The following is a 10,712-nucleotide window of genomic DNA, read 5'->3' as shown; positions in this document are numbered from 1 at the left end:
TTTCCTTATGCACGTCCAGACCGACGTATTTCACTGCTTCCGTCATGACTCGCCTCCAGTGCTGACAAATCCATCGTCAGCATCTCAGATTTGAGCCCCCGCGGCTCCGGCAGTCATGGGGTCTAAGGATTTGGGCCAGCGATATTCCCCGGTTAGATTGATGTGTTCCCATCCCAACGGCGAGACGTGGGCGAGTAGATCAGGCGCGATATGGGTACCGCTGGCGGCCCGGGTATTGACGACCTCGCCGAGCTTCATGGTGTTCCAGAATATGATGATGGCGGCGAGCAGGTTCATTCCGGCGATGCGATAGTGCTGGCCTTCGCCGGATCGATCCCGGATTTCACCTCGGCGGTGGAAGCTGATGGCGCGCTTTAGGGCGTGGTGGGCCTCACCCTTGTTGAGGCCGATCTGAGCCTGGCGCTGGAGGCCGGCATCAAGAATCCAGTCGATCATGAACAGGGTTCGCTCGATGCGGCCCACCTCTCGCAATGCGAGGGCCAGCTCATTCTGGCGCGGGTAAGAGGCGAGCTTGCGAAGAATCTGGCTGGGGGCGACGATCCCCGCTGCGATCGTCGCCATGATGCGCAGGATGTCGGGCCAGTTGCGCTCGATGAGCGGTTCATTGATCTTACCTCCGACCAGCGCTCGCACATTGGCCGGCGTCGCGTTGGGCGTGAAGGCATAGAGTCTTTTCTGAGGGAGATCGCGGATACGGGGGGCGAACCTGTAGCCGAGCAAGGCGCAGGCGGCGAACACATGATCGGTGAAGCCGCCCGTGTCGGCAAAATGCTGGCGAACGCGGCGGCCCGCGTCATTCATGAGCAGCCCGTCCAGGATATAGGGAGCCTCGCTGACCGTTGCCGGGATCACCTGGGTTGCGAACGGCGCATATTGATCGGACACATGGCTGTATCCCTTGAGGCCCGGGACGTTGCCATATTTCGCGTTGATCAGATTCATCGCCTCGCCCTGCTCGGTAGCAAGGAAGAACTGCCCGTCGCTGGATGCCGATTGCCCTTGTCCCCAGAAGGCGGCCATGGGCAGGGCGGCGTGGGCCTCCACGATCATGGCGAGCGCCCGATCATAGGCGCTGCCTTCGACATGCCAGCGCGCGATCCGCAGCAATTCCCAGAAGCTGTGCGTGTTGGTCGCCGCCGCCATCTTGCGCAAACCGAGATTGACGCCTTCCGCCAGCAACACGTTCATCAGGCCGATCCGGTCGCTGCAGGGCGCGCCGGTGCGCAGATGCGTGAACGCCTCGGAAAATCCGGTTCGCTCATCGACTTCCAGCAACAGATCGGTGATCCTCGCGGGCGGGAGCTGTTGATAGAGATCGAGCACGAGATCCTCGGCCCCTTCGGGCGTGTCGGCCCTCAGCTTGTCGATGTGCAGCTTGCCGTTCTCGATGATGCCGCCTGGGATCGTGCCGGTTCGCGCCGCGCGGCCAAACTCCTTCAGCCGTGTATCCAGTCGAGCCCTGCGCTCGGCCAGCCATTCGCCGGGTCGCAGCGGCACGGCGAGCCGCGCGGTCTGCTCTATCGCCTGTGGCGGGACCAGAAGCTGCTTGAGGTCGCCATAGCGGCGCGATCCCGCCAACCATATGTCACCGGACCGGAAGGCGTCGCGGATGTGGAACAGCACCGCGATTTCCCAAAGCCGGTGGTCGCCGCTGGGCTCAGCGCGAAGATGACGATGCCATTTCAAGTTGGGACGTAGAAAATCCACCGGCGGATCGACCTTGATCCCGTTACGCAGCATCGCAACGGCCGCCAGAAGAGGCGTGGCGATCGGCGCCGCCTGCATGTCGAGCAGGCGCAGCATCCTGGGCGCGTAGAGGCGGAAACGGTGATAGCCGTCCAGCACACGGCTGAGCGGGTCGGCCGCGAGCACGTTGGTCAGCGCGGAGGCCGTGGCGACAAGGGTTCTGAACCGTTCCCAGCCAGGCCCGGTGGCGATTATCCCGTCCAGGGCCGTGCCATCGTCCTGCGCTCCAAGCAAAGCACCACCGATTTCGGCAAAGGACTTCAGCGTGTCCCGAACGGCCGCCTTTGCGTCGGCGATCCTGGTGTTGCAAAGGCGTTCGGAGGCCCGATAGAGACGGCCTACGATGCGATCGTGGGTCTCCACGATGACATCGGCCAGCGATGACCGCCATTCCAGGGTGCAGACAGCGAGGATCGCAAGCCGCCTGTCTTCGGGCAGATCACGCATGCCGTCGGCGTAATAGCGCTCGCCCTGCCGGCGAAGCCGGGTCACACGATGCGCCGGCACGCCGTCCAGCAAATCCGCCGGAAGATCGAACCTTTGAAGATATTCCAGTCGATCCATCAGCCGGTTAGCGGCTGCTGAATTTGCGCCAACCTCGAACTGTCGCAGCCATACGAAGCGCGTGACGCGACCATCCACCGTATCCTCCAACAGGTGAGCCAAATTCTCGCTCAGGGTTGGCGTGATGCGATGGGCGATAAGATCCTCGATCCGGCGCTCGGCCTCAACCAGCGCATCGGCGCAAAGGCGCTCGATCGTCGAGGAGCCGGGAAGGATCGTGCGGGTGCGGCGACACTCCGCAACGAAGCGACGGGCAAGATCCTCATTCGATGTCGCCGCCTCGGCTTCCCGAGCGATCCATTCGCGCAAATCCCGTGCGCCCCGCCCCGAAAAGGAGCGATAGCCGTAGATTCGGCGAAGGTCCGCCAGATGCTCGTGCCGGGTCTCCTCGCGCGCGGCATAGAGGAGTAGATCGTCGCTGGTCAGGCCGAGCTGGGCCGCGATGAAATCCGATACCTGCGCCGGGATCAACTCGCCAGGAGCGAGCACCCGGCCCGGGTAGCGCAGGACGCACAGTTGCAGCGCGAAGCCAAAACGATTGTGGGCGCGCCGGCGCTGGCGGATATGCCCGAGATCCTCATCGCTGAGGGTATAGTGCCGCAGCAGCTCACCTTGATCGACCGGCAAGTGAAGCAGCGCCTCGCGCTGTCGATCGGTCAGGGTCACGCGACGCGGCATACATGCTCCTTATTCTTTCCGAGCTACGGTTTGAGATAGCTTGATTGAGATGCTGGTTAAGATACACAATAGCCCAATCTTATGTGCTCATGTTCGTCACCGCCTCAAACCTTCGTTTGTGATCCATGCTGATCGGCTACGCCCGCGTGTCCAAAGCCGACGGCTCGCAGTCGCTCGACCTGCAGCACGATGCCCTTCGCGCTGCCGGTGTCGAGCCAGGCAATATCTATGATGATCGTGCATCCGGTAGCCGTGATGATCGCCCCGGTCTTGCCGCCTGCCTGAAATCGTTGCGCGACGGCGATGTCCTCATCGTTTGGAAGCTCGACCGGCTCGGCCGAACGCTCACCCACCTGGTCAGCACGGTGCAGAATCTGTCGGATCGCGGTATCGGTCTGCGGGTGCTCACCGGCAAGGGCGCGCAGATCGACACCACGACGCCATCGGGCCGGATGGTGTTCGGCATTTTTGCCACACTGGCGGAGTTTGAGCGGGATATGATCCGCGAGCGCACCATGGCTGGCCTGGCCGCTGCCCGCGCGCGGGGACGCAAGGGTGGCCGCAAGTTCGCCCTCTCCAAGGCCCAGGTGCGGCTCGCTCAGGCTGCTATGGCCCAACGCGACACGTCCGTTTCCGACCTCTGCAAGGAACTCGGGATCGAGCGCGTCACTCTCTACCGCTATGTCGGTCCCAACGGGGAACTCCGGGATTACGGTCAGCGCGTGCTTGCTGCCAAAACGCGATGATGATGACGGGAGCCCCGATCAAACTTACCCAAGCGGACGCCGCAGACGTTGCAGACCTGTACAACCGTTGCAGCGACTATTTCCTGTTGCAGGACGGGGCCGCGCCCACGCTGGACGATGCTCGCGAGCTTTTCTCCGATGTGCCGCCCGAAAAGAGCGCCCACAATCAAGCTGTCCTGGGATGGAAGGGGCCTGGCGGCCTATATGCAATCGCGGCCATCCTCCGCGATTATCCGCGTGATGGCACATGGTATCTCGGCTTCATGATCGTAGATGCCGCACAGCGTGGTCGTGGCGTCGGACGCTCAATTTACTCGACGGTCGAAAGCTGGGCCGCTGCGAGAGGTGCCACAGAGATTCGGTTGGCCGTGCTGGAAGCGAATGAAGCGGCAGAGCGATTTTGGCGTTCTCTCGGCTTCATTGAGTATCGGCGCGTTGGGCCAGACACCTTCAAAATGCGTAGCCATCGCCGGATAGAACTGAGCCGTCGCCTTTCTGGCGCGACCGTAGAAGGCAGCAACAAGTAAGATCTCGCGCCGGCTATCTGGGCGAGCTTGGCGTAGGATTCCGCCCCCTCCCGCAAACGCCCCCTATTATGGAGGGCTGGCTGACGCCCTGGGCCCTCGGCCGATGTCTCGCTGAACTTCTTGGGGGCCGATGCGCCCCCCGTCAGGTCGGCGTCGCGTCGGGCGGGGGGCCTTGCGCGATCGACCATTCTCTACCGGTCCTGGCCTGAAGCCGCTCGACGATCTTTTGACCTCGCTCGGCGAATATCTCGTCGAGCGCATCGACGAGCTTCGTCCAGTCGTTCGACCCTCCGATATAGAACCCGAAGCGGAAGCTTAGATTGACGATGAAGCGCCCTTCATCCTCCTGGATCTCCATTTCATCGTTGACGGAATCGTGGTCTGCGACATGGGCATATCGCTTGTTCCGCATATCGATGATTTCGTCATGGGCGCTGCGCAACGCCTCGGGCAGCGCGTCGCGAGCGAAGCCGCTGCCGCTCCCTCCGGTGTGAAGCCGGACATAGGTGGCGACGAAGGCGGTCGTTAGCATGTCCAATTCGAGGAACGCGACCATATCAGCCTTGAACCGATAGACGGCCAGCTTGTCCCTGATGTGCTTCAGGACCGTCACGTGGTAGAAGGACAGCGATAGTCGCGAGAGCTGTTTCAGCTCCTTGTCAGCGGCTTCCAAGACTTTGCGACCGTCCTCGGCACGCGCGTAGATCGCTTCTTGCCATTCTTGCGGCAGATACTGGATCGCCTCTTCGGGTACGACATAATAGGCACCATCATCGTCGTCATCTGTGTCCGTGTCACTCATGCTCGTCTCTCAATTCGCGTCGCCCACGGTGAGGGCCGCGCTGCTGCCGTCGACCTTTCCGGCAAGTCCGGGCACCTCCTCCAGTTGGCGCAAATCGCTGAAGCCGCCGCGCTCCTCGCGGTAGCGCACGATCTCCGGGCCATGCCCATTGAGGCCCGGAACAGCGTCGAGTTCTGCGGCGCTGGCGGTATTGACGTTGGTGGCGGGCATCGTGATCTCCTTGAACGTGCATCGTGCCATCTGTCGCGACGGTCGCAAGAGGAACCGTCCCTCTCGTTGCGGCGAATGGTTTAACTCTCCTGTTCCCCTTTCGTTCGCGTGAGTGTTACAATGGAGGATGAAGGGAATCTCTGATGCTGCCTCTGATGCAGCCGGTCCCGCTTGCCGACGTGCCGCAGGGGACCGTTCTCCGGATCGTTGGTGCAGCAGGAGCCGGCTTTCCAAGCCCTGCCCAAGACTGGCAGGACGACGCCATAAGCCTGATCGAGTTGCTGCGGCTCGATCGGGCGGCAAGTTTCGTTTTCCGCATCAGCGGATCGAGCATGATCGACGCAGGCATCCACGACAACGACGTGGTGGTGGTCGATCGCGACACGCGCCCCGTCGAGGGGCATATCGTTATTGCGATCGTGGATGGCGGCTTCGTGTGCCGTCAGCTCTGCCGGAGACGCGGCGACCTCCTCCTGGAAGCGCGGAACGCGCAGCAAATTTATGAGCCGACACCCGTGGAAGGAGTGGAGATATGGGGCGTCGTGCGGACCGGCGTCCGCGACTATCGACGCTAGCGCCGTGTCATGGGCGATCGTCGACATAGCCAATTTCTACGTCAGCGCGGAGCGATTGTTCGATCCGGCCCTGCGCGATGTGCCCGTCATCGTCTTGTCCAACAACGACGGCTGCGCGATCGCGCGCAGTGAAGAGGCGAAGGCGCTGCACGTCCGTATGGGCGACCCGGTCTTCAAGATGCGCGATCGGATCAAACGCCACGGAATCCAGCTCCGATCGAGCAATTATGAACTGTATGCCGACCTCAATCGACGCTTCAACGCGGTCATCGCCGATCACTCCGATATGGTGGAGATCTACTCGATCGATGAAAGCTTTTTCCGGCTGCCGGTGCTGCCGGACGGCCTCGGCAACGTCGTGGCCGCGCACGCGGTCCGCGAGGATATAGCGCGATCGGTCGGCCTACCGACCCGGATCGGCTTGGGTCCGACCCGCACGTTATCCAAGGTGGCAAACGCCTTGGCGAAGGCGACCGAGAAGGTGTGGGGAGGGGTGGTCGATCTCCACGACGTCGAGCTGCGCCGGCGTCTGTTCGACCAATGGCCGGTAGGAGAAGTGTGGGGCATCGGGCACGCGCTGGCAGCGCGGCTCCGCCCGCTCGGTGTGAGGACGACGGCGGACCTGGCTGCGCTACCTCCGGCGGTCGCACGCGATGTGGGAACGGTGGTGCTGGAACGGCTCGTGCGTGAGCTGGGCGGGATCGAGTGCGACGACTTCAAGGTGGCGCCCGAACCGCTCAAGGCGACCGCAGTGACGCGGCAATTTGGCGCGCCCGTCTCCGATCTTGCCGAGCTGCGCGAGGCGATGGCGCGTCGCGCAGCGCGTGCGGCCGAGAAGATACGCGCGCAAGGACTGGCGGCGAGCCGGTTGATCGCCTTCGCACATGGGTCGCGTTATCGCCCGAACCCGCCTTCGGCATCCCGATCGGCGCGGCTCTCCCCGCCGACCAACGATCCGCGCATCATCGTGGGGATCGCGGGGAAGATGATGGAAGCGATGTTTCAGCCGGGAGGCGTCTATACCAAGTGCGGCGTCTTGCTGGAGGATCTGACAGCGGAAGGGGCGGGGCAGGCTGACCTCTTTGCGACAGCCGATCCCAAGGCACCCGCGCTGTTGGCGGCAATGGATGGTCTCAATAGCCGGTTTGGAAGAAACACGGTCATTTTGGCGGCGCAGGGATGCGGTGCGCGGTCGTTCGATACGAAGCGATCACAGAAGAGCCCGGCATGGACGACCCGGATCGGGGAGATACCCGTTGCGCGATGAAGCCGTTAGCGGCTCCGGTCCTTATCGCGCGGCGCGGGTGCCTGCACCTGCGCCGCGCGGCCGATCTCGCCGTCCAGTGAACCGCCAGCCTTGATCCGATCGGCGACGAGCTGGCGCGTCGACTCCCTGATCGTCGCGACCATGCGGGCGCTTTCGCCCAGGTCGGCCGCCGTCTTCATGGCGGCATCGACAATCGCTTGCGCGGGCGAAAGGCGTGGATCGGCATGGTTTTTTTCGGGCGTGTTCTTGATGAAAAGCTCGGCAAGCCGCTCCTGCCCGGGTGAATGGCCGGGGGGGAGGATCGGCCGCTCCAGCGCCCGCACGGCGCGTTGAAGCTGCGCCGATTGCTGACCGTTGATCTGAACGCCCAGGGCGGCTCCGATCTCACGCACACGCTCAAGGGGCGTTTGTTGGGCGGTAACGACGGCATCGACCTGCCGCACGCCGAGATATGTTAAAAGGTGGGACTGGTAGATCGGACCTTTGGCGTGCCGGACATAGGCAAGCTCGGTTCGTGCATTCGCGATGGCAGTAGATGGCGCGCTTTCTCCGATCAATTCGCGCAATCGTTCGGCCGCCTGCTGTCGGGCGGCGGGCAGGTAGCGTTCCAGTTCTTCGCGCGCCTTAGCGAGAGTGACGCGATAGCGTTGCCCCTCGGGTGGCGCGCGGTTCGGAAGCATGGCAATCCCGGCAGGACCGATGCGCGCCTCGGGCGCGAGGTCGCGCTTGACTGCTGCTGCGGAAAGAACCGCGGCCATGCCGCGATGATCCCCCGTTAGAAAGCCGTGCCGGGATGCCTCCATCCACTTGTCTTTGTCGATCGCGGCGATGCGGATCGGATGTCCAGCCTCGCGCGCAAGCTGCGCCGCGTGGTGGCGCATGGTGCGCCCATTACCTTCGCGGAAAGGATGGATGGCGTTGATCTCGTTGATGTGATCGCCGAGCCGGTCGAAAAACTCGTCTCGAGGAAGTCCGCGAAAGCCGCTTTGTGCGCCCATGTCGGCAAACCGCTTGTCGAGTTCACGCGCGACATAGGGCACGGCTGCGAAGCTCGAACCGCCCTTGGCGATGTTGACGGTCCGGTCCTGCCCCGCCCAATCATAGAGGTCTTGAAACAGGTGCTTGTGAAGCGCGCGATAGCCGTCGGCCGTCGCTGGAAAAGTCAGGCGCGCGGCCTCTGCGCCGCGCGCCTGCGTTAGGCGCCGCTCAGCTTCGATGAGCGTCTTTTCATCGGTGAGGCCGAGCCGGTTTCGAAGCGTCTCGGTGCCGGGATACGTGTAAGGATCGCTTGCCAATGTCAGGCAGCGATCTGGCGGGTTCCGGGCGGATAGAGACTAAGGATGATCGAGGGCATGAGTGCGGGAGGCACACCCTCGTCGAGCATCATCGCGAACATCGCGTCTTCATCGATGGTCGGCGTCATGTCTTCAATCACGAGATTGGCGCGGGACTCCGCGACATCCTCGCGCCAGAGCGCGATCTGTTCGGGAGTGCCGCGTTCGAAATCCATCTGGCGGATGCGCTCGCGCAGCGCTTCAATATCGATCTGGGCCATCGCGTCATCCTTTCTATCTTAACCTTACTCTCCCCGGCGCGATTCCTCAACAAATCACTCGACGCGGCAGTCACTCGGTTCACCATGTCCCGCGCCCGTTCGGGCGCGGGATGATCGCCGCAACTATCAGTATTCGTTGGCTAACATGATGGTCAGCACACGCTTGGTCTGGTGCTCATCCCACGGCACTTCGCTGCCATAGGTGAGCGTGTTGTCGTAGTAATCCACTTTCCAGAACACTGTCTCGGCAATCGTCTTCTCGTCTTTGGGCCGCTCCTGCGTCCACCCTCCCGTCGTGAGGCGATAGACCGCGCCGAAATCATGTTCCCCATAGGGGTCATTGTCTCCGTCGAACCGGGAAAACCCCACGATCGCCGCCAGTGCCGCAAAGCGGTCGGCATCGGGAAGGGACTGGAACCCTAGCGTGACGTTGGCACTGGAAGCCGTGCCGGGATTGCTCCGGGCCGCATCGTTCAGGCGACGGATGGTGTCGAGTTGTTCGGGGCTGCGCATAACTGATCCTCCTGCTGCATGGGCCGCAAGGCCGCTCGGCCTCACGGCCCTGCCTGTCCGGCGAGGACGGGATGGGGAGGGGGAGCGAGAATCTACCGCTGGCGCGGGCGAGCCGCCCTAGCGCGGTCGGCGCTTTGCGCCGGGTGCCGTGCTTGGCGGATTACACGGGCGGTCGATTGTCGTTCGGGAACGAAAGGGCGGCGCCCTTGGTGTTCCCCTCGCGCCGATCGCGCGATGCGCGGGCGGCGAGGACGGCGCGGTGCGGATCTCCGCACGGCATTCTTGCGCGCAAGCGCGCCGTCATGACGGCGCGGTGCGTGCGTCGCGAGCGGCGATCACCAGCTCGACGATGCGGGGCTGATGGAAAAGCTCGCCGCGCTCGACGACGGCAAGGCCAGGACCATCCAACACGTCGCGGATGCGATCTTGCACCACGTCTTCCAGTTCACCGGCCAGAACCCAGAAATGGATCGGGTCGCGCTCGCGGCCTACGGCGCGGAATTGGTCGCACTCGGCAACGGCCTGAGCCAGCGCATTGAGCGCGGCCATCCCAAGCGCACGCTCGAAGGCGAGCTGCGCAAACAGGCGATGATGGGACATGGAAAACCTCCGTGTTGCCGTGATTGGCGACGACAGCGGGAGGTGCGCGGAACGCCGGGTCACAGGACCGCGAAGCGGCCGGCTTGCCGGACAGCGGGGGAGCCGATTTACGCAGTGAATTGGGGGGACCGCTGATCCTTGAGGCGGCGGGCCGCGTCCCTCACGATGGGAGGAGACTGACGGACAGCCCTACCAAACAACGCCCGCCCACCAGGGCGGTCGATCAGGTGATTTTCTGCTTTCGTTCTCGTTCCCGCTGACTCATAGAATTGTCATGCCGATCATGGCCGAACATCGCTGGCTTTACCCGATCGACTGGCCCGAGCTGTCGAGAGCCATTCGCTTCGGCCGCGCCAATGGGCGGTGCGAGCATTGCCATCGCCCGCATGGTCAGCGCGTATTCCACTTGGGCGACGGACGGTGGTGGGACATGGATCGTCGGCAATGGCGAGACGGGCGCGGAAGGCGGATCAGGGTCGGGGCGATAGACCTCGTGGCGATCGTCCGTATCACGCGGGTCTATATCGCCTGCGCCCACCTCAACCATGATCCGACCGACAACGCCCCGCGCAACCTGGCTGCGCTCTGCCAGCGGTGCCACATGATCCACGATGCTGACGAGCATCGGCGTCGTCGATGGCTCAATGCCTATCGCCGGCGCGCTGTGGCGGACCTGTTCGCGTGGTTCGAAGCGCGCTCGATCATGGCGAACGAGGGTGTGCCACGTGGCACACCTATGCGAACATTGAACATGCGAACCCACGAACCTACTTAGGAGCTGGTGACCTGCTCCCCATTTTCAGGCCGTTGATAACTTAGCTTCGGTGTCCATATGCCCTTGGCGGGGGCGGTTCGTAAACTCGGCGGGTGCCAACCCGCCAAGACTGCTATGCGGACGCACGGTATTG

General features: G+C 63.2%; 12 protein-coding genes. 4 read left to right on the top strand and 8 right to left on the bottom strand.

All coding sequences use genetic code 11. The features are described 5' to 3' along the window. Positions 1–84: 84 nt before the first annotated feature. Entirely contained in the window at positions 85–3,009 is a 2,925-nt protein-coding gene (locus tag S2M10_RS11235; RefSeq protein ID WP_168846136.1) for a Tn3 family transposase, read from the bottom strand. Between the two features lie 125 nt (positions 3,010–3,134). Between S2M10_RS11235 and S2M10_RS11230 the strand changes: the two genes are divergently transcribed. Continuing rightward, positions 3,135–3,755, top strand: coding sequence for a recombinase family protein (locus S2M10_RS11230; RefSeq protein ID WP_008832583.1), 621 nt, complete (start codon positions 3,135–3,137; stop codon positions 3,753–3,755). Further along, positions 3,752–4,282 carry a GNAT family N-acetyltransferase gene (locus S2M10_RS11225; RefSeq protein ID WP_007686150.1) on the top strand — a complete coding sequence of 177 codons (531 nt, stop codon included), beginning with the start codon at positions 3,752–3,754 and terminating at the stop codon, positions 4,280–4,282. The genes S2M10_RS11230 and S2M10_RS11225 overlap by 4 nt, the downstream gene beginning before the upstream one ends. Before the next feature lie 142 nt (positions 4,283–4,424). Here S2M10_RS11225 and S2M10_RS11220 read toward each other — a convergent pair whose 3' ends face one another. Both S2M10_RS11220 and S2M10_RS11215 read right to left on the bottom strand, forming a co-directional pair. Beyond that, entirely contained in the window at positions 4,425–5,084 is a 660-nt protein-coding gene (locus S2M10_RS11220) for a hypothetical protein (protein ID WP_168846135.1), read from the bottom strand. Positions 5,085–5,093: 9 nt separating this feature from the next. Then, positions 5,094–5,294 carry a helix-hairpin-helix domain-containing protein gene (locus S2M10_RS11215; RefSeq protein WP_026008901.1) on the bottom strand — a complete coding sequence of 67 codons (201 nt, stop codon included), beginning with the start codon at positions 5,292–5,294 and terminating at the stop codon, positions 5,094–5,096. A gap of 140 nt (positions 5,295–5,434) precedes the next feature. Between S2M10_RS11215 and S2M10_RS11210 the strand changes: the two genes are divergently transcribed. Then, positions 5,435–5,869, top strand: a complete 435-nt coding sequence (locus S2M10_RS11210) for a S24 family peptidase (RefSeq protein ID WP_168846138.1) — start codon at positions 5,435–5,437, stop codon at positions 5,867–5,869. 4 nt (positions 5,870–5,873) lie between these two features. Continuing rightward, a complete protein-coding gene (locus tag S2M10_RS11205; RefSeq protein WP_286863818.1) occupies positions 5,874–7,136 on the top strand; it encodes a Y-family DNA polymerase in 1,263 nt (420 codons plus the stop codon). A gap of 5 nt (positions 7,137–7,141) precedes the next feature. Here S2M10_RS11205 and S2M10_RS11200 read toward each other — a convergent pair whose 3' ends face one another. The 5 genes from S2M10_RS11200 to S2M10_RS22410 all read right to left on the bottom strand — a co-directional run bounded on the left by S2M10_RS11200 (position 7,142) and on the right by S2M10_RS22410 (position 10,429). Continuing rightward, a complete protein-coding gene (locus tag S2M10_RS11200) occupies positions 7,142–8,431 on the bottom strand; it encodes a Fic family protein (RefSeq protein WP_168846134.1) in 1,290 nt (429 codons plus the stop codon). A 2-nt stretch (positions 8,432–8,433) separates the two neighbouring features. Next, positions 8,434–8,691 (bottom strand): hypothetical protein, encoded by a 258-nt coding sequence (locus tag S2M10_RS11195; RefSeq protein ID WP_017503786.1) that lies wholly within the window; start codon positions 8,689–8,691, stop codon positions 8,434–8,436. A gap of 126 nt (positions 8,692–8,817) precedes the next feature. After that, positions 8,818–9,204 (bottom strand): DUF3768 domain-containing protein, encoded by a 387-nt coding sequence (locus tag S2M10_RS11190; protein WP_168846133.1) that lies wholly within the window; start codon positions 9,202–9,204, stop codon positions 8,818–8,820. Between the two features lie 300 nt (positions 9,205–9,504). Beyond that, complete coding sequence (locus S2M10_RS11185) at positions 9,505–9,804, bottom strand: hypothetical protein (RefSeq protein ID WP_019368262.1); 300 nt, start codon at positions 9,802–9,804, stop codon at positions 9,505–9,507. 223 nt (positions 9,805–10,027) lie between these two features. After that, complete coding sequence (locus tag S2M10_RS22410) at positions 10,028–10,429, bottom strand: hypothetical protein (protein ID WP_206434338.1); 402 nt, start codon at positions 10,427–10,429, stop codon at positions 10,028–10,030. Between the last annotated feature and the right edge of the window lie 283 nt (positions 10,430–10,712).

The organism is Sphingomonas sp. S2M10, assembly GCF_012650175.1.
Taxonomy (GTDB): domain Bacteria; phylum Pseudomonadota; class Alphaproteobacteria; order Sphingomonadales; family Sphingomonadaceae; genus Sphingomonas.
Note: the sequence above shows the minus strand (reverse complement) of the source record. Positions and strands in the feature narration are given on the sequence as shown.